The 21,627-nt window shown below is 60.4% G+C and carries 23 protein-coding genes, 1 tRNA gene and 1 pseudogene; 13 read left to right on the plus strand and 12 right to left on the minus strand.

Annotation, left to right across the window (positions count from 1 at the left end; all coding sequences use genetic code 11):
- The first annotated feature begins 19 nt into the window (after positions 1–19).
- Positions 20–1,126 carry a multifunctional CCA tRNA nucleotidyl transferase/2'3'-cyclic phosphodiesterase/2'nucleotidase/phosphatase gene (locus ACIP1G_RS27090; RefSeq protein WP_400742573.1) on the plus strand — a complete coding sequence of 369 codons (1,107 nt, stop codon included), beginning with the start codon at positions 20–22 and terminating at the stop codon, positions 1,124–1,126.
- 109 nt (positions 1,127–1,235) lie between these two features.
- Here ACIP1G_RS27090 and folK read toward each other — a convergent pair whose 3' ends face one another.
- Both folK and folB read right to left on the minus strand, forming a co-directional pair.
- A complete protein-coding gene (gene folK, locus ACIP1G_RS27095) occupies positions 1,236–1,745 on the minus strand; it encodes a 2-amino-4-hydroxy-6-hydroxymethyldihydropteridine diphosphokinase (RefSeq protein WP_400742575.1) in 510 nt (169 codons plus the stop codon).
- Positions 1,736–2,092: a dihydroneopterin aldolase gene (gene folB, locus ACIP1G_RS27100; RefSeq protein WP_004375185.1), complete on the minus strand. Its 357-nt coding sequence runs from the start codon at positions 2,090–2,092 to the stop codon at positions 1,736–1,738. The genes folK and folB overlap by 10 nt, the downstream gene beginning before the upstream one ends.
- A 74-nt stretch (positions 2,093–2,166) precedes the next feature.
- Between folB and plsY the strand changes: the two genes are divergently transcribed.
- Positions 2,167–2,736, plus strand: a complete 570-nt coding sequence (plsY, locus tag ACIP1G_RS27105; RefSeq protein ID WP_400742578.1) for a glycerol-3-phosphate 1-O-acyltransferase PlsY — start codon at positions 2,167–2,169, stop codon at positions 2,734–2,736.
- 16 nt (positions 2,737–2,752) lie between these two features.
- Here plsY and tsaD read toward each other — a convergent pair whose 3' ends face one another.
- On the minus strand, positions 2,753–3,778 hold the full coding sequence (gene tsaD / locus ACIP1G_RS27110) for a tRNA (adenosine(37)-N6)-threonylcarbamoyltransferase complex transferase subunit TsaD (protein WP_400742581.1): 1,026 nt from the start codon (positions 3,776–3,778) through the stop codon (positions 2,753–2,755).
- A gap of 204 nt (positions 3,779–3,982) precedes the next feature.
- On the opposite strand from tsaD, the gene rpsU reads away from it, so the two are divergent.
- The 5 genes from rpsU to ACIP1G_RS27135 all read left to right on the plus strand — a co-directional run bounded on the left by rpsU (position 3,983) and on the right by ACIP1G_RS27135 (position 12,527).
- On the plus strand, positions 3,983–4,198 hold the full coding sequence (gene rpsU / locus ACIP1G_RS27115; RefSeq protein WP_003255575.1) for a 30S ribosomal protein S21: 216 nt from the start codon (positions 3,983–3,985) through the stop codon (positions 4,196–4,198).
- 303 nt (positions 4,199–4,501) lie between these two features.
- The gene (gene dnaG, locus ACIP1G_RS27120) at positions 4,502–6,484 is read left to right on the plus strand and encodes a DNA primase (protein WP_400742583.1); all 1,983 of its coding nucleotides are present in this window, start codon (positions 4,502–4,504) and stop codon (positions 6,482–6,484) included.
- Between the two features lie 67 nt (positions 6,485–6,551).
- Positions 6,552–8,402, plus strand: coding sequence for an RNA polymerase sigma factor RpoD (gene rpoD / locus ACIP1G_RS27125; RefSeq protein ID WP_400742586.1), 1,851 nt, complete (start codon positions 6,552–6,554; stop codon positions 8,400–8,402).
- 288 nt (positions 8,403–8,690) lie between these two features.
- Complete coding sequence (locus ACIP1G_RS27130) at positions 8,691–12,434, plus strand: EAL domain-containing protein (RefSeq protein WP_400742589.1); 3,744 nt, start codon at positions 8,691–8,693, stop codon at positions 12,432–12,434.
- 16 nt (positions 12,435–12,450) lie between these two features.
- A tRNA-Ile gene (locus tag ACIP1G_RS27135) sits at positions 12,451–12,527 on the plus strand.
- 96 nt (positions 12,528–12,623) lie between these two features.
- Here ACIP1G_RS27135 and ACIP1G_RS27140 read toward each other — a convergent pair.
- The gene (locus ACIP1G_RS27140; protein ID WP_400742592.1) at positions 12,624–12,854 is read right to left on the minus strand and encodes a hypothetical protein; all 231 of its coding nucleotides are present in this window, start codon (positions 12,852–12,854) and stop codon (positions 12,624–12,626) included.
- A pseudogene (locus tag ACIP1G_RS27145) lies at positions 12,844–13,148 on the minus strand (tyrosine-type recombinase/integrase); the annotation flags it as partial. The gene ACIP1G_RS27140 and the pseudogene ACIP1G_RS27145, both read right to left, overlap by 11 nt.
- Positions 13,149–13,169: 21 nt before the next feature.
- Between ACIP1G_RS27145 and ACIP1G_RS27150 the strand changes: the two are divergent.
- The gene (locus tag ACIP1G_RS27150; protein ID WP_400742594.1) at positions 13,170–13,406 is read left to right on the plus strand and encodes a WYL domain-containing protein; all 237 of its coding nucleotides are present in this window, start codon (positions 13,170–13,172) and stop codon (positions 13,404–13,406) included.
- A gap of 9 nt (positions 13,407–13,415) precedes the next feature.
- Here ACIP1G_RS27150 and ACIP1G_RS27155 read toward each other — a convergent pair whose 3' ends face one another.
- Complete coding sequence (locus tag ACIP1G_RS27155) at positions 13,416–14,000, minus strand: hypothetical protein (RefSeq protein ID WP_400742597.1); 585 nt, start codon at positions 13,998–14,000, stop codon at positions 13,416–13,418.
- Here ACIP1G_RS27155 and ACIP1G_RS27160 point away from each other — a divergent pair.
- Positions 13,978–14,199, plus strand: a complete 222-nt coding sequence (locus ACIP1G_RS27160; protein WP_400742599.1) for a hypothetical protein — start codon at positions 13,978–13,980, stop codon at positions 14,197–14,199. The two genes, ACIP1G_RS27155 and ACIP1G_RS27160, sit on opposite strands and share 23 nt — an antisense overlap.
- A gap of 251 nt (positions 14,200–14,450) precedes the next feature.
- Here ACIP1G_RS27160 and ACIP1G_RS27165 read toward each other — a convergent pair whose 3' ends face one another.
- The 5 genes from ACIP1G_RS27165 to ACIP1G_RS27185 form a co-directional block, all read right to left on the minus strand.
- Positions 14,451–14,858, minus strand: a complete 408-nt coding sequence (locus ACIP1G_RS27165; RefSeq protein ID WP_400742602.1) for a type II toxin-antitoxin system HicB family antitoxin — start codon at positions 14,856–14,858, stop codon at positions 14,451–14,453.
- A gap of 109 nt (positions 14,859–14,967) precedes the next feature.
- The gene (locus tag ACIP1G_RS27170; RefSeq protein ID WP_400742603.1) at positions 14,968–15,147 is read right to left on the minus strand and encodes a type II toxin-antitoxin system HicA family toxin; all 180 of its coding nucleotides are present in this window, start codon (positions 15,145–15,147) and stop codon (positions 14,968–14,970) included.
- A gap of 491 nt (positions 15,148–15,638) precedes the next feature.
- Positions 15,639–16,166 (minus strand): DUF2442 domain-containing protein, encoded by a 528-nt coding sequence (locus ACIP1G_RS27175; RefSeq protein WP_400742606.1) that lies wholly within the window; start codon positions 16,164–16,166, stop codon positions 15,639–15,641.
- A complete protein-coding gene (locus ACIP1G_RS27180; RefSeq protein ID WP_400742609.1) occupies positions 16,163–16,447 on the minus strand; it encodes a DUF4160 domain-containing protein in 285 nt (94 codons plus the stop codon). Before ACIP1G_RS27180 ends, ACIP1G_RS27175 begins: the two co-directional genes overlap by 4 nt.
- Before the next feature lie 42 nt (positions 16,448–16,489).
- Positions 16,490–17,044: a serine acetyltransferase gene (locus tag ACIP1G_RS27185; protein WP_400742612.1), complete on the minus strand. Its 555-nt coding sequence runs from the start codon at positions 17,042–17,044 to the stop codon at positions 16,490–16,492.
- Positions 17,045–17,320: 276 nt separating this feature from the next.
- Between ACIP1G_RS27185 and ACIP1G_RS27190 the strand changes: the two genes are divergently transcribed.
- The gene (locus tag ACIP1G_RS27190; RefSeq protein WP_012270181.1) at positions 17,321–17,782 is read left to right on the plus strand and encodes an Lrp/AsnC family transcriptional regulator; all 462 of its coding nucleotides are present in this window, start codon (positions 17,321–17,323) and stop codon (positions 17,780–17,782) included.
- Positions 17,783–17,794: 12 nt separating this feature from the next.
- On the opposite strand, the gene ACIP1G_RS27195 is transcribed toward ACIP1G_RS27190, so the two are convergent.
- Positions 17,795–18,085: a hypothetical protein gene (locus tag ACIP1G_RS27195; protein WP_400742615.1), complete on the minus strand. Its 291-nt coding sequence runs from the start codon at positions 18,083–18,085 to the stop codon at positions 17,795–17,797.
- Positions 18,086–18,635: 550 nt separating this feature from the next.
- On the opposite strand from ACIP1G_RS27195, the gene ACIP1G_RS27200 reads away from it, so the two are divergent.
- From ACIP1G_RS27200 to ACIP1G_RS27210, 3 genes are all read left to right on the plus strand, one after another.
- Positions 18,636–18,950, plus strand: coding sequence for a helix-turn-helix domain-containing protein (locus ACIP1G_RS27200; protein WP_400742618.1), 315 nt, complete (start codon positions 18,636–18,638; stop codon positions 18,948–18,950).
- A gap of 162 nt (positions 18,951–19,112) precedes the next feature.
- On the plus strand, positions 19,113–20,795 hold the full coding sequence (locus ACIP1G_RS27205) for a flavin monoamine oxidase family protein (RefSeq protein WP_400742621.1): 1,683 nt from the start codon (positions 19,113–19,115) through the stop codon (positions 20,793–20,795).
- A 14-nt stretch (positions 20,796–20,809) separates the two neighbouring features.
- On the plus strand, positions 20,810–21,604 hold the full coding sequence (locus tag ACIP1G_RS27210) for a carbon-nitrogen hydrolase family protein (RefSeq protein ID WP_400742624.1): 795 nt from the start codon (positions 20,810–20,812) through the stop codon (positions 21,602–21,604).
- Positions 21,605–21,627: the final 23 nt, after the last annotated feature.

Consider the following 21,627-nt stretch of genomic DNA (forward strand, 5'->3'; position numbering starts at 1 on the left):
CAGTTATGGAGAGCTGCACATGAACATCTACAAAGTCGGCGGCGCCGTGCGTGACCGCCTGCTCGGCCGCCCCGTCAGCGATATCGACCGGCTGGTGGTTGGCGCCACCGTCGAAGAAATGCTTGCCAAGGGTTATCGCCCGGTCGGTGCCGATTTCCCGGTATTCCTGCACCCGAAAACCGGTGAGGAATATGCCCTGGCGCGCACCGAGCGCAAGAGCGGGCGCGGTTATGGCGGGTTCACTTTTCACGCCAGCCCCGACGTTACCCTGGAAGAAGACCTGATACGGCGTGACCTGACCATCAATGCGATGGCCGAGGATGAAGCGGGCACGGTCTACGATCCTTACCATGGCAAAGACGATCTCGATCAGCGCATTTTGCGCCATGTTTCACCTGCATTCGCCGAAGATCCCTTGCGCGTGCTGCGCGTTGCGCGCTTTGCTGCCCGCTATGCACCGCTGGGTTTCCGGGTTGCCGACGAGACCTTGGCGCTGATGCGCCAGATCAGTGCCTCAGGCGAGTTGCAGGCCCTGACCGCCGAACGCAGCTGGAAGGAAATCGAGCGAGCGCTGATGGAGGCGCAACCGCAGGTGTTCTTCCTGGTGTTGCGTGCCTGTGGGGCCCTGCAGGAGCTGCTGCCTGAGCTTGAGGACGATACCCAGGCACTGGCGGCGCTGGAGCAGGCTGCGTTGCATGAGCAGCCCCTGCACGTGCGCTGGGCCTGCCTGCTGCACCCGCTGGCTCCCGCTTCGATCAAAGCCGTAAACCAGCGGCTCAAGGCGCCGCGAGAATGCCAGGAACTGGCGCTGCTGACGGGGGAGTGCCTGGCGCAGGCCAATCAGGCGCTGGCGCTGCCTGCCATGGCGCTACTGGAGCTGTTGCAGAAGTTCGATGTGTACCGGCGGCCGCAGCGGTTTGAGGATTTCATTGCTGCTTGCGAGATGGCAGCACTGGGGGATGGCAAAGCGGGTTATCCACAGGCCGAGTATTTGCGAAGGGCCGCTGCGGCGGCGCGGGCGGTGGATGTGAAGCCGCTGGTGCAGGCCGGGCTGGCTGGCCAGGCGCTGGGCGAAGCGCTCAAAGCTGAGCGGCTGAAAGCGCTTGAGGCTTACCAGCGCGGTTAGAGCTGCGGGCCCTTTCGCGGCTAAAGCCGCTCCTACAGGGATCGTATGATGCCAAGTGCTGTGCAATCCCTGTAGGAGCGGCTTTAGCCGCGAAAGGGCCGGTACAGGATTATGCTGGAGTCAGCTGCAACCCACGCCACTCAAACGCGACCGGGGCAAGCACCTGGTCGATCTGTGCTTCTTGCCACAACTGCGCCATGCTCTTGCCCGCCCCCGGATGCACCAACTCGGGTGCCAGCAGAGACAGCGGCCACAACACAAAGGCGTTCTTCAAGATCTCGGCCCGGGGCAATACCAGCCCATCGAAGGCGCCATGCAGGTCGTCATACATCAGCACGTCGATATCCAGCGGCAGCCCCTTGCGGTCTGGCGCATAGCGGCCGTTATCGGCCTCGATGAACTTCAGCCGGCGGTCCAGCTCGATCAACGGCAACGCAGTTTGCCCGGTCACCACGAAATTGATGAACGGCCCGCTCTTGATGCCCACCGCCTGGCTTTCGAACGCCGGCGAACAGCGCATGTCGGTGAGGATGCCGGCCAACGCATCGAGCCCGGCGCACAGGTGCGCCTCGCGGTCGATGTTGCTGCCAAGGCCCAGGTAAACCGTGCTCAGAGACATCCGCGCTCGATCTCCACGCCAACACCACCGCGAGCCGCCGGCACCGCGCCCGGCTTGGTCAGCTTCAAGCGCACCCACGGGATGTGGAACTCTTCCATCAACGTAGCCACCAGGCGCTCGGCAAAGGTTTCCACCAGTTCGAAACGGGCCTGCTCGGCAAATGCCTGGATACGCGCCGACACACTGGCGTAATCCAGCGCCAGGTTCAGGTCATCACCAGCCGCCGCCGGGCGGTTGTCCCAGGCAAAGCTCAGGTCCAGGCGCAAGCACTGGCGAATATCCCGCTCCCAGTCATAGGCACCGATGACGGTATCGACTTCCAGGCCTTCGATGAACACTCTGTCCAAGCACTTCTCTCCACAGCACGACAAGGGCGACTGGCGCCGTTAGAATCAGGGCGTCCTCGCCCGGAATAGTTAGCATGTTTTGGTTACTGGCGTTGCTCGCCTACCTGCTTGGCTCGCTGTCCTTCGCCATTGTCCTCAGCCGCCTTTCGGGCAGCCCGGACCCGCGTTCCAGCGGTTCAGGCAATGCCGGCGCCACCAACATGCTACGCCTGGCAGGCCGCAAACTGGCGATCCTGACCCTGCTTGGCGACCTGTGCAAGGGCCTGTTGCCAGTATTGCTCGCCCGCCTTGCCGGGCTGGACCTGCAAGAACAGGCCTGGGTCGGCGTGTGTGCGGTACTGGGCCATCTGTTCCCACTGTACTTCCGCTTCCAGGGTGGCAAGGGTGTGGCGACGGCCGCCGGCATGCTCATGGGCCTGTACTTCCCGGCCGCACTGCTGGCCATTGGCGCCTGGCTGCTGATCTTCTACCTCACCCGCACCAGCTCGCTGGCCGCACTGATCGCCACGCCGCTGACCTTGCCATTGCTGGCCTGGCGCGAGCCAGAAGCCCTGCTGCCGATCACCGTGCTTACCGCATTGATCGTGTGGAGCCACCGCAGCAACCTGCGCGACCTGTTCGCCGGGCGCGAGCGCCACTTCTGAACCCTGCAACCAAACCTTACAGCGGCGGCAACTGCTCCATCGGCCAGCGTGCCTGCACGCTGATTGCCAGGTCCTGCTGCTGCCCGGCCAACAGGCGCTGGCAACCGGCATAGGCGATCATCGCGCCATTGTCGGTGCAGAACTGCGGACGAGCGTAGTACACATTGCCCTTGATGCTGCCCAGCATGTCCTCGAGGGACGCGCGCAGGGCCTTGTTGGCACTCACGCCGCCAGCGATGACCAAGCGCTTGAGGCCAGTCTGCTTGAGGGCGCGCTTGCACTTGATGGTCAAAGTCTCTACCACCGCCTGCTGGAATGCCAGGGACACGTCGCAACGGGTTTGCTCACCGTCGTCGCCAGCATCCTTGCATTGCTGCCAGGTGTTGAGGGCGAAGGTCTTGAGGCCACTGAAGCTGAACTCCAGGCCCGGCCGGTCGGTCATTGGCCGCGGGAACACGAAGCGCCCAGCCACGCCCTGTTCGGCCAGCCGAGCGATTTCCGGGCCACCCGGATAATTCAGGCCGATCAGCTTGGCGGTCTTGTCGAAGGCTTCGCCGGCGGCGTCGTCCAGGCTCTCGCCCAGCAGTTGGTATTGGCCGATCCCATCCACCCGGACCAGCTGGGTATGCCCACCGGAAACCAACAAAGCGACGAACGGAAACTCGGGGGGATTTTCTTCCAGCATGGGCGCCAGCAAGTGGCCTTCCATGTGGTGCACGCCAATTGCCGGGATGTCCCAGGCAAAGGCCAGCGCCTGGGCACAGGAGGCGCCCACCAGCAATGCGCCGACCAGGCCAGGGCCCGCAGTGTAGGCGATGGCGTCGATCTCGGTGGCGACGCAGCCAGCCTCGTCCAGCACCTGGCGAATGAGCGGCAGCATGCGCTTGACGTGGTCACGCGAGGCAAGCTCGGGTACCACCCCACCGAACACGCGGTGCAGGTCGATCTGGCTGAACAGCGCATCGGCTAACAAACCGCGTTCGCTGTCGTATAATGCGACGCCAGTTTCGTCGCAGGATGTTTCCAATCCCAGTACTAGCATGGGTTCGTCCCTTGTGGGGGCTGAATTCGAAGCCGCGCATGATAGTCCCCGAGTTGGATGCCGACCAGCGGTTTTCGATCAGAGGCTTTGCATTCCGGCTTGCTAAGGGTTAACATCCGCAACCCTTGAAAACCGACGTTCTCCAGCACACCTTTGTTTTGCCAGGAGCACGTCTACCCCGGTAATGAATTAAGGTAGCCCTGGATGCCAGCCGTCAAAGTTAAAGAGAACGAACCCTTCGACGTAGCTCTGCGTCGTTTCAAGCGCTCCTGCGAAAAAGCCGGTGTACTGGCTGAAGTTCGTAGCCGCGAGTTTTACGAGAAGCCGACCGCAGAGCGTAAGCGCAAAGCAGCTGCTGCTGTTAAGCGTCACGCCAAGAAAGTTCAGCGCGAACAGCGCCGCGCCGTTCGCCTGTACTAATACAGGCGTTCAACGCAAAGCTTCTGCCTGCCCGGCTAACCGCCGGGCGATGGCAGTGGTCGCTTCAAACTTGGGCAGCTAGCCCAAGGCCCTGCACAAGCTTCATGCGAACTGCACACGGGGCAACCTGCCTGAAACGTCAGAGCTGGTCCTTCTTGCTGTATGACCAGACGTGCACGTCCGACTGACGGGCCCTTAGGGGCTGGCGGCGAGCACACATTCCCTCGCACTTCCCCAAGCTGCACCCGCCCCATTCGGCGCGCGAGCGATTAGACTTGCCAGTTGCCAGATGACGAGACTGCCATGGCCGGGCTGATTCCCCAGAGCTTCATTGACGACCTGATCAACCGCCTCGACATCGTCGACGTGGTGAGTTCGCGCGTCCAGCTGAAAAAAACCGGCAAGAACTACTCCGCCTGCTGCCCGTTCCACAAGGAAAAGACCCCTTCCTTCACGGTCAGCCCCGACAAGCAGTTCTACTACTGCTTCGGTTGCGGCGCCGGCGGCAACGCCCTGGGCTTCGTCATGGACCACGACAACCTGGACTTCCCCCAGGCCGTCGAGGAACTGGCCCGCGCCGCGGGCATGGAAGTGCCCCGCGAACAAGGCCGCCGTGACCACAAACCACGCCAGCCAACCGACTCGCCGCTGTACCCTCTGCTGGACGCCGCCTCGGAGTTCTACCGCCAGGCCCTGCGCAGCCACCCGACCCGCAAGGCGGCGGTGGACTACCTCAAGGGCCGTGGCCTGTCCGGGGAAATCGCCCGCGACTTTGGCCTGGGCTTCGCCCCGCCGGGCTGGGACAACTTGCTCAAGCACCTGGGTGCCGACACCCTGCAGCAAAAGGTGATGATCGACGCCGGCCTGCTGATCGAGAACGCCGAAAGCGGCAAGCGCTACGACCGCTTCCGCGACCGGGTGATGTTCCCGATCCGCGACAGCCGCGGGCGCATCATCGCCTTCGGTGGCCGGGTGCTCGGCGACGACAAGCCCAAGTACCTGAACTCCCCGGAAACCCCAGTGTTCCACAAGGGCCAGGAGCTGTACGGGCTGTACGAGGCGCGCAAGCACAACCGCAACCTCGACGAGATCATCGTGGTCGAGGGCTACATGGACGTTATCGCCCTGGCCCAGCAGGGCCTGCGCAATGCCGTGGCCACCCTCGGCACCGCCACCAGCGAAGAGCACCTCAAGCGCCTGTTCCGCGTGGTGCCCAGCGTGCTGTTCTGCTTCGACGGCGACCAGGCCGGGCGCAAGGCCGCCTGGCGTGCGCTGGAATCGACCTTGTCGAACCTGCAGGACGGCCGCCGCGCGCGCTTTCTGTTCCTGCCCGAAGGCGAAGACCCGGACAGCCTGGTGCGCGCCGAGGGCACAGATGCCTTCAGGGCACGTATCAACCAGCACGCCCAGCCGCTGGCCGATTACTTTTTCGAGCAACTGAGCGTCGAAGCCGACCCGCGCTCGCTGGAAGGCAAGGCGCACATGGCGACCCTGGCCGCACCGTTGATCGAAAAAATCCCCGGCGCCAACCTGCGCCAGCTGATGCGCAACCGCCTGAAAGAAATCACCGGCCTCGACCCACAGCAGGTCGAACAGCTGGCGCAACAAACCCCGGCTGCCAGCAGCGTGCCCGATTACGACCCTGGCTATGACTACGATGCCATGGCGAGCTACACCCCGGACTACGGCGACATGCCGCAGCACGACTATGCCCCCGTGCACCAGGAACCGGAGTGGAAGCCGAACAAAGGCGGCGGCAAGAAACCGTGGAGCGACAAGCCCTGGGACAAGAATCGCAAAGGCGGCAAGCCCTGGCAGCAACGTGACGAGGCGCCACCGCGCGTACCGGCCCCGGTCGAGCCGCCCACCCTGGCCGCCCTGCGCACCCTGCTGCACCACCCGCTGCTGGCCGGCAAGGTGGAAGACGCCAGCCACTTCGCCGACGAAGAACATCTGTATAGCCAGCTGCTGGTGGCACTGATCGAAGCCGCACAGAAAAATCCTGGGCTAAGCTCAATGCAGTTGATCGCACGTTGGCATGGCACCGAACAGGGCCGCCTGCTGCGGGCCCTGGCAGAAAAGGAATGGCTGATCGTGGCCGATAACCTTGAACAACAGTTTTTCGACACTATAACTAGCTTGTCCGCCCGCCAACGCGAGCGCAGCCTGGAACAACTGCTCAGGAAATCACGTCAAAGCGAATTGACCAGCGAGGAAAAAACCCAGCTCCTCGCCCTGCTGAGCCGGAATGTTCCCGCACAAACGCCGACCTCATCTGGCGCGTGAGGCCCATGCTCGGGTATAATCCTCGGCTTGTTTTTTGCCCGCCAAGACCTTCAGTGGATAGGGTGTTATGTCCGGAAAAGCGCAACAGCAGTCTCGTATCAAAGAGTTGATCACCCGCGGTCGTGAGCAGGGCTACCTGACTTACGCGGAGGTCAACGACCACCTGCCTGAGGATATTTCAGATCCGGAACAGGTGGAAGACATCATCCGCATGATCAACGACATGGGGATCAACGTATTCGAGAGTGCTCCGGATGCGGATGCCCTTCTGTTGGCGGAAGCCGACACCGACGAAGCCGCGGCGGAAGAAGCCGCTGCTGCGTTGGCGGCAGTTGAAACCGATATCGGCCGCACGACCGACCCGGTGCGCATGTACATGCGCGAAATGGGTACCGTCGAGCTGCTGACCCGCGAAGGCGAGATCGAAATCGCCAAGCGTATCGAGGAAGGCATTCGTGAAGTCATGGGCGCTATCGCCCACTTCCCGGGCACTGTCGACTACATTCTCGGCGAATATGACCGCGTCACCGCCGAAGGTGGCCGCCTGTCCGATGTTCTCAGCGGTTACATCGACCCTGACGACAATATCGCGGCGCCCACCGACGAAGTGCCGGTCCCTGGCGCCAAGGCCCCTGCGGCCAAGGAAGAATCGGACGACGAAGACGAAGAAAGCGAAGGCAGTGACGACGAGGAAGAGACCGAAAGCGGTCCCGATCCGGTCATCGCAGCCCAGCGTTTCGGTGCGGTCAACGACCAGCTTCAGGCCACTCAAAAGGTCCTGAAGAAAAACGGTCGCGCCCACAAGGAAAGCATCGAGGCCCTGCAGGCCCTGGCTGACCTGTTCATGCCGATCAAGCTGGTACCCAAGCAGTTTGAAGTACTGGTCGAGCGTGTACGTGACGCCCTGAACCGTCTGCGCCAGCAAGAACGCGCCATCATGCAGCTGTGCGTGCGTGACGCCCGCATGCCGCGCGCCGACTTCCTGCGTATGTTCCCGAGCAACGAAACCGACCAGACCTGGAGCGGTGACCTGGCCAAGCGCAACACCAAGTGGGCTGCTGCCCTGGGTGAAAAAAACGCTGCTATCGTCGCTTGCCAACAGAAGCTGATCGACCTTGAGACCGAAACCGGCCTGACCGTTGTCGAGATCAAGGAAATCAACCGTCGCATGTCGATCGGTGAAGCCAAGGCCCGCCGCGCCAAGAAAGAAATGGTCGAGGCGAACCTGCGTCTGGTCATCTCCATCGCCAAGAAGTACACCAACCGTGGCCTGCAGTTCCTCGACCTGATCCAGGAAGGCAACATCGGCTTGATGAAAGCGGTGGACAAGTTCGAATACCGTCGCGGCTACAAGTTCTCGACCTACGCCACCTGGTGGATTCGTCAGGCAATTACCCGTTCGATCGCCGACCAGGCACGCACCATCCGTATTCCGGTGCACATGATCGAAACGATCAACAAGCTCAACCGTATTTCCCGGCAGATGCTGCAGGAAATGGGTCGCGAACCGACCCCGGAAGAGCTGGGCGAGCGCATGGAAATGCCTGAGGACAAGATCCGCAAGGTACTGAAGATCGCCAAAGAGCCGATCTCCATGGAAACCCCGATCGGTGACGACGAAGATTCGCACCTGGGCGACTTCATCGAGGACTCGACCATGCAGTCCCCGATCGACGTAGCCACGGTCGAAAGCCTGAAAGAAGCCACCCGCGACGTGCTCTCGGGCCTGACCGCACGCGAAGCCAAGGTGCTGCGCATGCGTTTCGGTATCGACATGAACACCGACCACACCCTCGAAGAGGTGGGCAAGCAGTTTGACGTAACGCGTGAGCGTATCCGTCAGATCGAAGCGAAGGCGTTGCGCAAACTGCGCCACCCGACTCGCAGCGAGCACCTGCGCAGCTTCCTCGACGAGTGATGTCAAAACCCCGGCCCAGGCCGGGGTTTTTCTTTTCTGCCTTTCGAAATGTTCGGGGTCCCTGTGGGAGCGGGCTTGTCCCGCGAACACCGGCAAAGCCGGTGCCATGCAACGCGTCGCCGGCTTCGCGGGACAAGCCCGCCCCCACAAAATCTCATACAGTGACTGCGCCGCCCCGGAATTTGCGCAAGGCCCTGTTGTATCTGACAAAAGACCCCACCTTCCACCGCACACCTGCAGCAATGCCCGTCTACACTCGACTTCAGACTATCTGAATGCGAGGCCGCCATGTCCTTGAAGCCGGCCATCCTGTTGCTGCTCCTGATTCTGTGGAACACAACGGCCGGCGCCCTGACCCTGACAGACGAGGAGAAAGCCTGGTTGGCTGCCCACCCGCAGCTAAGCCTGGGCATAGACGCCTCTTGGCCACCGTTCGAGTTTCGCGACCAGGAGGGCCGGTACCAGGGATTGGCCGCCGATTACATCGCCATGATCCAGCAACGCCTGGGCGTGACGCTAAAACCGGTCGAACCCAGCAGCTGGACCGAGGTACTGGCGCAGGCGCGGCAAAACCGCATCGACCTGCTGCCCGGCATCATGTCCACCCCCGAACGCCAGGGCTATCTGGCCTTCACCCGCCCGTACCTCGACTTCCCCATCGTCATCCTCGCCCACAAAGGCGGTGCCCAACCGCGCAACCTGGACGACCTGTACGGCCTGAAAATCGCCGTGGTCGAAAACTACGCCCCACACGAGCTGCTGCGTACCCATCACCCCGACCTCAACCTGGTGGCACTGCCCAACGTCAGCTCCACACTGCAAGCCCTGGCCACCGACCAAGTGGACGCCGTGGTCGGCGACCTGGCTTCCAGCATCTGGAGCCTGCGCCAGCTGAAACTCGACGGTCTCTACGTCAGCGGCGAAACGCCCTACCGTTACCAACTGGCCATGGCCGCCCCCCGCGACAACAAGGTGCTGGTCGGCATTCTGGATAAAGTAATGGCCGACATGAGCAGCGACGAAGTCAGCCAGATCCAGCAGCACTGGGTGGGCAATGTGGTCGACCAGCGGATGTTCTGGTCCGACTTGCTGGTCTATGGCCTGCCAACGGTGCTGCTGCTGATGGCAGTACTGGCCGTGGTCATCCGCATCAACCGCCGGCTCAGCTCGGAGATTTCCCGGCGCATCTCCCTTGAACAGGAGTTGCGCAGCAGCGAGTACCACTACCGTGGCCTGGTCGAGAGCCTGTCCGCCATTGCCTGGGAAGCCGATGCCAATGATTTCACCTACAGCTACGTCTCGCCTCATGCCGAAGACCTGCTGGGTTACCCGCTGAGCGAATGGCTCAAGCCTGGCTTCTGGCGCAGCATCCTGCACCCGGAAGATGCCCTGTGGGCCCAGGCCTACTGTGACAGCGAAACGGCGGGCGGCCGTGACCACAGCCTGGACTACCGGGTCATCCGGGCCGATGGCCAGCCACTGTGGGTACGCAACATCGTCAGCATGATCGAGCATGGCCATCAGCCTTTGATGCGCGGGCTGATGATCGACATCAGCGACACCAAGCGTACCGAGGACGCCCTGCGCCTGTCGGAGCAGAAGTTTGCCTCGGTCTTCCAACAGTGCCCTGACATCTTGCTTATCGCCCGCCACAGTGACGGCTGCCTGCTGGAAGTCAACGAAGCCTTCGAAGAGCAGATCGGCCTGACTCCGGGCCAAGTGATTGGCCGCAGCGCCACCGAGCTGAACCTGTGGGGCGTTGAAGGCACCGGGCCAAAGCTGCTTGAGCGCCTGCACCGGGGCGGTATTCGCAACCTGGAGATGAGCTTCCGGCGCAGCAACGGCCAGCTGTTCACCGGCCTGACCTCGGCCGAAACCTTCGAACTCGACGGCACCCCGGCGCTGGTGGTAGCGGTACGCGACATCAGCCAGCTGAAGGAAACCCAGGAGCAGCTGCAAACCTCGGAAGAAAAGTTCGCCAAAGCCTTCCACGCCTCACCCGACGGCCTTTTACTGTCGCGCCAGAGTGACGGCTTGCTGCTTGAAGTGAACGAGGGCTTTTGCCGCCTCACCGGCTACGACCTCAACCTGGCCATCGACCAGACCTCGCTGAACCTGGGTATCTGGGTCGACCTCAACGAACGCAAGCGCCTGATAGAACAGCTCAACCGCGATGGCTTCGTGCGCGATTTCACCTGCCACATCCGCCGCAGCGACGGGCAGATACGCCTGTGCGAGCTGTCCGCACGGCCGCTGCCGATTGGCGGCGTCGACTGCATGCTGACCATTGCCCGCGACATTACCGAACGCCACCTGATGCAGGAAAAACTACAGTTGGCCGCCACTGTGTTCGAGAACACCGCCGAAGGCGTGCTGATCACCGATATCGACCAGCGCATCAGCGCCGTCAACCGCGCCTTCAGCGAAATTACCGGCTACAGCGAGATCGAAGCCCTCGGCCAGACCCCGCGCCTGCTCGCCTCCGGCCAGCACGACAGCGCCTTCTATGTGGCCATGTGGCACCAGCTGACCGCCGAAGGCCACTGGCAAGGCGAGATCTACAACAAGCGCAAGAATGGCGAACTCTATCCAAGTTGGCTGACCATCAGCGCCGTGCGCAACAGTGAACGCGAAGTCACCCACTTCGTGGCAGTTTTCGCAGATATCTCCAGCATCAAGCACGCGCAGGCCAAACTCGACTACCAAGCCCACCACGATCCGTTGACCGGCCTACCCAACCGCGCCCTGTTCGAGAACCGCCTGCAGGCCGTGCTCACCTGCGCGCAAGTGTCCAACCGCCAGGGTGCTGTGCTATTCCTCGACCTCGACCGTTTCAAGCACATCAACGACAGCCTCGGCCACCCGGTTGGCGACCTGTTGCTCAAGGGCATCGCCCAGCGCCTGAAAGAACAGGTACGCGACGTTGACACCGTGGCCCGCCTGGGCGGCGACGAATTCATCATCCTGTTGCCTGGCCTGCACAAGCCCAGCGACGCCAGCACCATCGCCAACAAGCTGCTGGCTTGCTTCAATGCGCCATTCCAGGCCGGTGAACACGAGTTCTTCACCAGCGCCAGCATCGGCATCAGCCTTTATCCACAGGACGGTTCGGATGTTTCCTCGCTGATCCGCAACGCCGACGCCGCCATGTACCGCTCCAAGGCCAAGGGCCGCAACCGCGTCGAAGCCTATACCCGCGACCTCACCGCCCAGGCCAGCGAGCGCATCGCCCTGGAGCACGAGCTGCGCCGGGCCATCGAACGTAACGAGTTGAGCCTGTACTTCCAGCCCAAGCTCAGCCTCAAGACCCAGAGACTGGTCGGTGCCGAAGCGCTGATCCGCTGGAGCCACCCGACCTTTGGCGAAGTGCCGCCGGAACACTTCATCCACCTGGCCGAAGAGAATGGCACCATCCTTCAGCTCGGCGACTGGGTACTGGAGCAGGCCTGCCTGCAAATGCAAACCTGGAAGCTGCACTACGAACCCTTTGGCCCGCTGTCGATCAACCTCGCCGGCGCCCAGCTACGCCACCCGCATCTGGCCCGGCGCATCGAGCAGCTGCTCAAGCTTCACCAGCTCAAGGCCGGAGACCTGCAGCTGGAAATCACCGAAAACTTCATCATGAGCCAGGCCGAAGAAGCCCTGGCCGTGCTGTACCAGCTGAAGAAACTGGGCGTGCAACTGGCCATCGACGATTTCGGCACCGGTTACTCATCGCTGAGCTACCTCAAGCGCCTGCCGCTGGACATTCTCAAGATCGACAAGTCGTTCATCCGCGGCCTGCCCGACGACCCCCACGACGCCGCCATCGCCCGCGCGATCATCGCCCTGGGGCGCAGCATGCAGCTGACCATCATTGCCGAAGGCGTGGAGAACCAGGCCCAGCAACGTTTCCTGGCCGCCGAAGGCTGCGAGCAGATCCAGGGCTACATCGTCAGCCTGCCCCTGCCCCCAGAAGAGTTCGCCGCAACGTTTCTTCGCATAGCACTATCGGATCTTTCAGATGGCACAGGTGCGAAACCCTCGTTATAATCCGGCCACTTACTGAGGGCCTATAGCTCAGTCGGTTAGAGCAGAGGACTCATAATCCTTTGGTCCACGGTTCGAGTCCGTGTGGGCCCACCACCTTGAAAGCCGCGCATTGCGCGGCTTTCGTCATTTTAGGCAGAGTGAAGGTTGGTGCAGCAACCTTTCCAACGCCCGCAAAATGTCCACATACGACTAATCCAGCAGAATTGACAGCAGCTTCCGCGCCTCGTCCTCATTGATCGTGATGCCCTCGCGGGACTGCGACTCACCCCAGCCAGAAAACGGTGTTTTCAAATTCACCTTCACCTTACCCTCCCAGCCGCTAGAAGTGGCTGGCACAACACTTGAGATTGAGCTGACAGCAACCACCCACTTCCGATCTTTGAGATCCTTCAGTGCAATAAACTTTGTATTAGGCTTCATGTTTTTCTCCTATTTGCTTAGTGGACAAAGGTTTAAGTTTCACAACCTCGGCCAGATGCCGGGGCTGAAATGCGAATATTTTTGAGTCATAGCCAATGTGGCATGTCCAAGCACTCGTTTCAGCGTGAGGATGTCACCACCATTTTTCATGTAATGGCTCGCGAAAGTGTGGCGCAAGAGATGACTCAATTGACCTTCAGGTAGCTCAAGCCCGATTGCGTCTACAATATCCCGGAATTTTGAGTAACTCGGTTTGAAAGTTAAGGCTGCAGTAAGCCGGTTCTGTAGTTCCTCTCCAGCTTTCAAAATCTGGCCATGCAGCCGGTACCTGCCTACCAGAGTTCAGATTCTGGTAACTCAGATCGGGAGGTCACTGTTCATCTGGTTGTCTCAAAGGGGCGTGGGTGCAGGAGTACCTATTTCAAGGGCTACTTCCACATGCGACGAGAGCCCCGGACATTCCGGGTTGACCGGATCCAGGGGGAAGTTACTGATACCTCGAGTGGTGAGATGGCTACGTTTTGGCATCTGTTTGAGCTGAGTGGTCAGTAGGTCTCCATGTCAATCACGAAAAAGGATGATGGACAGTGGCTTGTTGACTGCCGACCCGAGGGGCGGGCGGGGCCCCGTATCCGTCGTCTTGTCAAATCGAAGCAAGAGACCCTGCACCTCCAGCGTCGCATCATGGGCGATGGATCGAGAGGTGCTTTCCAAAAGGCGCCTAAATTGGATGAGCGTAAACTCAGCGACTTGATCCGACTTTTGCAGAAGATGGTGATGCAACGGAGGGCGGTCAGCTGCTTTGGCAGGGGCGGCGCCAGCCGGCGATGACCCTGAGCGTTCGCGATGAACTTCCAAAGCTTCCTTGAACCGTCCAATCAGAACCATCACAGCAAGCACTGCGGCCGCAACCCATGCCCATCCAGCCCAATCGAAGTACCACAGCATCACCAAGTCAATGATTGCTACACCGACCATCGGCTTTGCGAACGACGCATATTCCTTGCTCATAGAACGTTCCTTGTAGATACCTCGGTTCGGGCTGACCTGGCCGCCTTCTGGTGCCGTATCACCGGTCATCAGCCACAGCGTGTACTTCTTAAATCGTGGATGGCTGGAGATCTTGATCAGTGCCGGCGCGCCCATCTCGATGATCCCGGCCTCGTATTTTCTGAAGGTGCTTTTTGCTGAGTTCGAGCACATCGACACGCCCTACGTCACTGTCGGCGAGTACGCCAAGCGTTCGGGCCAGTCCGACTCGGCCATCCGCCGTGAGATCGAGCTGGGCCGGTATCTCATCCGTCCCAAGGTTGAAGGCTCTAAATCCGCCGTCAACCGGGGCTGACCAAGAGCTTTCTGTGCGGACAGCCCTTCCCTTTGATACGGACAGTTGAATCGGTCAATTCTTGATTCTACAAACACAAAGCCCGCCATAAAGACGGGCAAACGTCATGCTTTCTCGACAAGCATCCCTTGTCGGTTACCGTCTGAACTCCCTCAGACCCAAGCTATCTATGAGCCTAGAAAACGTCCTGTTCAAGAATTTAATTTTCCTAGTTTTGCAACCTCTAAAACTTAGTTTGGCCAACAGTTATATTATGCTTCTTGCAATATTCTCAGTGCAGCCGAAGCCAAAAAACCGGATCGGCTTTTTTGCTCAGGGTGGTGTTTCACATACTCGTCGATACGATTAAGCAAATGCCTAGGTAGAGTAATATTCAATTTTTCAGCCTTACCTAGATATTTCGTTATATCTATATCAACCACTGCCCAGGTGCAGCCTGCATACTCAGGGTTAGCCGAATGGACGGTCACCTTATGTGCGGTAGGAATCGCCGCTCCATCCTCGGCCAGTAATTCCAAGTGACCCTCGATTGCTTCTTTGGCCATAGCCATAGCATCGTCGAGATCATCACCAGCTGAGAAGCAGCCAGGAATATCTGGAACTTCGACACCCCAAGCGTGTTGCTCATCGCCAGGAAGAATCGCAATTGGATAAAGCACTAATTTGTCCTCCTCGGACGCTGTATTGTATCCCCTAGCTTCGACATCAGCTAGGTCAGATTCAACCGCTTGGCTCAATGGATATCAAGCGGTTGAAAGACCCTCCTCCTTAAAGTTGGGCTTGTTTCAAAATACTGTTGATTGTTTTCAGCAACAGATCCTTCTTCGGATGTGGGATTGTTACCAATCCCGGCTTCGTCGGGTGTTTAAAGTGATGATGACTTCCCTTCACCCGTACCTCGATCCAACCATCCGCCTCGATCTTCGCCATTAGCTCGCGGCTATTCAACATCACCTCCTTCCACTGCGCTATTGGTGGTTACTGTACCCACCAGAAGCGCACCTGTCAACACTATACCCACCACCAAGAATTGCCGACAGTAAGCTCAACTCAGAAAAAAATCGGCTGTGAAAATCACTTGTCCCCCTCCCGCCGACGCACTTTGCCTCGGAAAATGGTGCAAAGGGTAGGTCAGGTGAAAAGCATCCCCAGAACAGGTCCACCACGGGCTGCGCAGAGCTCGGGGGCATTGCGCAGAGTGCAAAGCATTGAAGATCTGTTCAGCCTGGTACAGTCCTAAACGTCCACACCGACATCAAAAGTCTTTCCCCAATATGACCGAATGTTCAATAAAATCCGGTACTACTGTCCAATGATCACGGGAGTATTTTTCGGACTCATAATCCTTTGGTCCACGGTTCGAGTCCGTGTGGGCCCACCAGATACGACAAAGCCGCGCGATTGCGCGGCTTTTTTGTGCCTGTCGTTCAGCTAGGGAATCACGCTCGTTGCTTCGTGGCTTGCCCAGCTGCCCCACTAGGGAACTTGGCAGACATTCGACGGGATACGTTTTTCACTTCCGCATCAGACATCCGAAGTGCTTCCCACCCCTTCATAGCCAGGGCAACGGTCTTTGGAACGGGTTTTTCGCCACTACGGTAGTAAGCCAACATACGTCTGCTCAGCCCCAGCTCCTGAGCTGCACGATCGAACGTCAGCTCATGCTTGGCCATCCAGTTCCAGATGAGTTCATGCGAGCATTCCCCGACCTGCTCCACCGCGCGTGCGCGCAGGTTGTCGGCAGCAAGTTCAAGATTGTCGTCACCGGCCCAGATGACCGTGTCTTTCCACTCACCAATTGCAGCCGTTGCGAATACCTTGGGGTCGGCAAGGGGGGCCAACGTCGCGTGTTTCGCTATGATTTCATCCAGAGCCACAGTGAATTGCTGCCCGTCGGCAAAGGTCAGCAGCAATGAACAGGGGGCCGCAACGGCCACCTCGGTCAGTTGGAAATGTTTATTGGTCATGGATTCAGATCCTCCCACATTGCTAGCAGTCGAGCCCTGTTCTGCGAGGCCCATTCAAGCGCCTCACTCATCTCGCGCAGAGATACCCGTGAAGCACCGAACCCGGCCAGCGGAGACAGATCATTGATCGCTATCAGAGCCTGACGACCATCACTGAACCGCAGGTGGAAATGCGGAGGCAGATGGTCATTTGCATAGAGGCAGATTACGCAATTGGACAACCGATGGATCGTGGGCATAGGCTGATCATACAGTGCAATGGTTGCACTAGACAGTACCATTCGACCAACCCGCCGACAGCCCAGAAAATGTAACTCTTTTGGTTACTCACCTCTCGGCCGCATCTCCACCTGCCGCGGATTGTAGAAAGTCATCCCTGCCGGAATATCCCGCGTAACCAGCGACATCGCGCCAATCACCACGTCGTCGCCAATGTCGATACAATCGGCAACGATGCAACTGTTGGCGCCCATGCTCACGTTGTCGCCAATGCGCAGCGAGTATTCCTCCAGCCCGAGGGTCTTGATACCGATCGAGCAGTTCTGGCGAATGAAGAAATTGCGCCCGATGCTCACGTGCCGGGTAATCACCACCCCTGGCAGGTGCGCGATGCGCAGGCCGGGGGCGATCTGGGCGCCGATATCGATGTCCACGGCGTACTTGCGGTTGAGCCGTTGCTGCATGCGCCGGGCGTGACGCCGGGCCAGGCCGCCGCGGGCGTCGAGGTACTGGGCCAGGCGGTAGGCGAAGAGGAAACGCAGCTTGTTGTCCTTGCGTGCGCGGCGCAGCACGTTGAACAGCAGGCTGATGCGGCGTCCGGGCCTTTTCTTGTTGGAGACTTCCAGTCGCCAGCATTCGAGCAGGTGGTCGAGGTTCACGCTTAGGTTTCCGTTGGACTAGCGGTTCATCATGCCGAAGGTAAAGCCATCGGGCCAGCGCGGTTGTTGTAGGAGCGGCCTTGCGTCGCGAAAGGGCTGCAAAGCGGCCCCAGCAATATCTGCATCGCCGATGAAATCCTGGGGCTGCTTTGCAGCCCTTTCGCGACACAAGGCCGCTCCTACACCGGGACCGCGTCAGCAGGGGCGGTGGTGACTGGCCTTGCCCTGATTGGCACTGGCTGGCTAGGCTAGCGGGGCCAACCGTAGAGACTCGCCATGTCGGATTCCCGCTCCATCACGCTGGATGAAATCGATCGCCAGCTGATCGCCCTGCTGCAGATCAACGCCCGCGAAAGCGTCGCCACCCTCGCCCGCCAGCTGGGCATCGCCCGCACCACGGTCAATTCGCGCCTGGAGCGGCTGGAAAAGAACAAGGTCATCTCCGGCTATGGCGTGCGCCTGGGCCAGAGTGTGATAGGCGGCGGGCTGCAGGCGTATGTGGGGATCAAGGTGCAACCGCGCTCCGGCAAAGAGGTGGTGCGGCGCCTGAGTGCCATGGGGCAGGTGCAGCAGTTGTGCGCGGTGAGTGGCGAGTTCGACTATGTGGCCTGGCTGCGTACGGATTCACCTGAGCAGCTGGACCAGTTGCTCGATCAGATCGGCAGTGTCGACGGGGTGGAGAAGACCACCACGTCGATCATTCTCAGCAGCAAGGTGGACCGCGGGCAGCCGCTCTGAGCTGGTCGGCGGTCAGGCTTCCTGGCCGTCGAGCAGGCCCTCCAGGATTGCCGAAAGGCTTTCGGCGGAATGCTGCATTGACCAGACGATGTCACGGCTCCTTTCGGGGGCGTGGTGTTGGGCGTAGTCAGTTGCGATCTGATTGAGGCCACGGGCCAGCAGGCAGGCGTGGACCAAGGCGTCGGCAGCGTCGATGCCGGGGCGGATGGCGAATAGCGGCGGGTGGCTGGACTCGCAGTTGCAGAAGGGCTTTTCGGCGGTGGGTTTGAGTTTTTCGGGTTGGTCGAGTAAGCGGTCGGTCATGGTATAGCCTCCACATCACAGGGGTGATTGGCGGCCAATCGCATCCTTCTCACGGGAATTGGGTGGCAGCCATGCGCGAGGTGAGAACCGGCGAACTTGGAGGCGCGTACCCGGCCAGGCAAAGCCTGCCCGCGCACAGCTGCCATAGCAGTGTGCCTCCAGAAAGATCAGCGGGTTCTCACGCCCGATCGCCGAATTTATGGCGACCCGGTGAAGATAACGGTGAAGCGATTCCCGCGATGCCAGACCGAGGCGATAGCGGGTGTAGGGTAATTCTTTATCTCAAGGCATGGGCGTAGGATCTGTCTGATCACTCGTATCACAAAGGCAGCACGGTCCCCTGTGGGAGCGGGTTTACCCGCGAATGCTGCTGTGAATCTACCGACGCATTCGCGGGTGAACCCGCTCCCACAGAATACGCGGTGCACTAGCGATCTCAGCTTTGCAGCTACAAGCCAATCAGACGCGCTGATGCTTTTTGTCACCAATTAACCATACGTAAATCGCGTAGAGATATGCAGAATGGGGATATTCACAAGAGGCTTCCCCAATGCCCCGCAACTTGTTCACTGAGCTCACGGAAGGCTTCGACGCCCTGGCTGAAGAACGCCAAGGCAAGAAAACCCTGCGCTCGCACAAAGCCAGCTTCACCGAGCTAGCACCTTTGGCTCCTAACGAACTGCTTGAACTGCGCCAACGCCTCAACATGTCCAGGGCAGTGTTCGCGAACCATCTCCGAACCAATGCCAGAACGCTGGAGAACTGGGAGCAAGGCCGTTCCAGGCCCAATGCGCAAGCAGTCGCACTGATTCGTCTGGTGCAGAAATACCCTGAGACCGTAGATCATTTGGCCTCACTAAGCTGATTCGTCAGAATCACTCTAATTATGTGAATAACGACGAGCAAAGCTACATTAAGACAACACTCTGCACCTTAATAACGAACACCCCACTCCCTAAAATGACCCCCAGGCATCTCCTATACTCAGGCTCCGCTCCCCGCGCAGCCTCTCTGGCAAGGTCACTTAATGAACAAGAAAAACCGCCACCCCGCCGACGGCAAGCAGCCGATCACCATCTTCGGCCCGGACTTCCCCTTCGCCTTCGACGACTGGCTGGAACACCCGGCAGGCCTTGGCAGCATTCCCGCCGAGCGCCATGGTGAGGAAGTGGCCATCGTGGGCGCCGGTATCGCCGGCCTGGTGGCGGCCTACGAGTTGATGAAGCTGGGCCTCAAGCCAGTGGTGTACGAGGCCTCCAAGCTGGGTGGCCGGCTGCGTTCGCAAGCCTTCAACGGTACCGATGGGATCATCGCCGAACTGGGTGGCATGCGTTTCCCGGTGTCGTCCACCGCCTTCTACCATTACGTCGACAAACTGGGCCTGGAGACCAAGCCCTTCCCCAACCCGCTGACCCCGGCTTCGGGCAGCACGGTGATCGACCTGGAAGGCCAGACCTACTACGCCGAAAAAGCTACCGACCTGCCCCAGCTGTTCCACGAGGTGGCCGACGCCTGGGCCGATGCGCTGGAAAGTGGCGCGCAGTTCGCCGACATCCAGCAAGCCATCCGCGACCGTGATGTGCCACGCCTGAAAGAACTGTGGAACAAGCTGGTCCCGCTGTGGGACGACCGCACCTTCTATGACTTCGTCGCCACCTCGCGCTCGTTCGCCAAGCTGAGCTTCCAGCACCGCGAAGTGTTCGGCCAGGTCGGCTTCGGCACCGGCGGCTGGGACTCGGACTTCCCCAACTCGATGCTGGAAATCTTCCGCGTGGTGATGACCAACTGCGACGACCACCAGCATCTGGTGGTCGGTGGTGTGGAGCAGGTGCCGCAAGGCATCTGGCGCCATGTACCGGAGCGCTGCGTGCACTGGCCGGAGGGCACCAGCCTGAGCGCGCTGCATGGCGGCGCACCGCGTACCGGGGTAAAGCGCATTGCCCGCGCCGCCGATGGCCGCCTGGCAGTCACCGACAACTGGGGCGACACCCGCCACTACAGCGCCGTGCTCGCCACCTGCCAGACCTGGCTGCTGACCACCCAGATCGACTGCGAGGAATCGCTGTTCTCGCAGAAAATGTGGATGGCCCTGGACCGCACCCGCTACATGCAGTCGTCGAAAACCTTCGTCATGGTCGACCGGCCGTTCTGGAAGGACAAGGACCCGCAAACCGGCCGCGACCTGATGAGCATGACGCTCACCGACCGCCTCACCCGCGGCACCTACCTGTTCGACAACGGCGACGACAAGCCAGGGGTGATCTGCCTGTCGTATGCCTGGATGAGCGATGCGCTGAAGATGTTGCCGCACCCGGTGGAAAAGCGCGTGCAACTGGCCTTGGACGCGCTGAAGAAGATCTACCCGAAAACCGATATTGCCGGGCACATCATCGGCGACCCGATCACCATTTCCTGGGAGGCCGACCCGCACTTTCTGGGCGCCTTCAAGGGCGCGCTGCCGGGCCATTACCGCTACAACCAGCGCATGTACGCACACTTCATGCAGCAGGACATGCCAGCCGAACAACGCGGCATGTTCATTGCCGGTGACGACGTGTCGTGGACCCCGGCCTGGGTGGAAGGCGCGGTGCAGACGTCGCTGAATGCGGTGTGGGGTATCATGAACCACTTCGGTGGCCGTACCCACCCGGACAACCCAGGCCCAGGCGACGTATTCGACGAAATCGGCCCAATCGCCCTGGCCGACTGAGACAAGGAGGCAGCATGCGCATCGCTCTATTCCAGGGCGCGCCCAAGCCACTGGACGTGCCCGGCAACCTGCAACGGTTGCGCCACCAGGCGCAACTGGCGGCCGAACGCGGCGCCCAGTTGCTGGTGTGCCCGGAGATGTTCCTGACCGGCTACAACATCGGCCTGGCCCAGGTCGAGCGCCTGGCCGAGACCGACGATGGCCCGGCGGCCATGGAAGTGGTGGAAATCGCCCAGGCGCACCGCATCGCCATCGTCTATGGCTACCCGGAGCGCGGCGATGATGGCGAGCTCTACAACAGCGTGCAGTTGATCGATGCGCATGGCCGTAGCCTGAGCAACTACCGCAAGACCCACCTGTTCGGTGAGCTCGACCGTTCGATGTTCAGCGCGGGCCCCGACCACTTCCCGGTGGTGGAACTGGACGGCTGGAAGGTCGGCCTGCTGATCTGCTACGACATCGAGTTCCCGGAGAACGCCCGGCGCCTGGCGCTGGGCGGCGCCGAGCTGATCCTGGTGCCGACGGCGAACATGACGCCATACGATTTCATCTGCCAGGTGACCGTGCGGGCCCGGGCGCAGGAGAACCAGTGCTACCTGGTGTATGCCAATTACTGCGGCGCGGAAGACGAGATCCAGTATTGCGGGCAGAGCAGCATCATTGGCCCGGATGGCAGCCTGCTGGCCATGGCCGGGCGGGATGAATGCCAGTTGCTGGCAGAACTGGAGCATGAGCGGGTGGTGCAGGGGCGATTGGCGTTTCCTTATCTGGACGATTTGCGCCAGGAGTTGCATCTGCGTAAAGACTGACAGGGGCCGCTTTGCGGCCCATT

It is taken from the genome of Pseudomonas sp. NPDC089392, assembly GCF_044749595.1.
Classification (GTDB): Bacteria; Pseudomonadota; Gammaproteobacteria; order Pseudomonadales; family Pseudomonadaceae; genus Aquipseudomonas.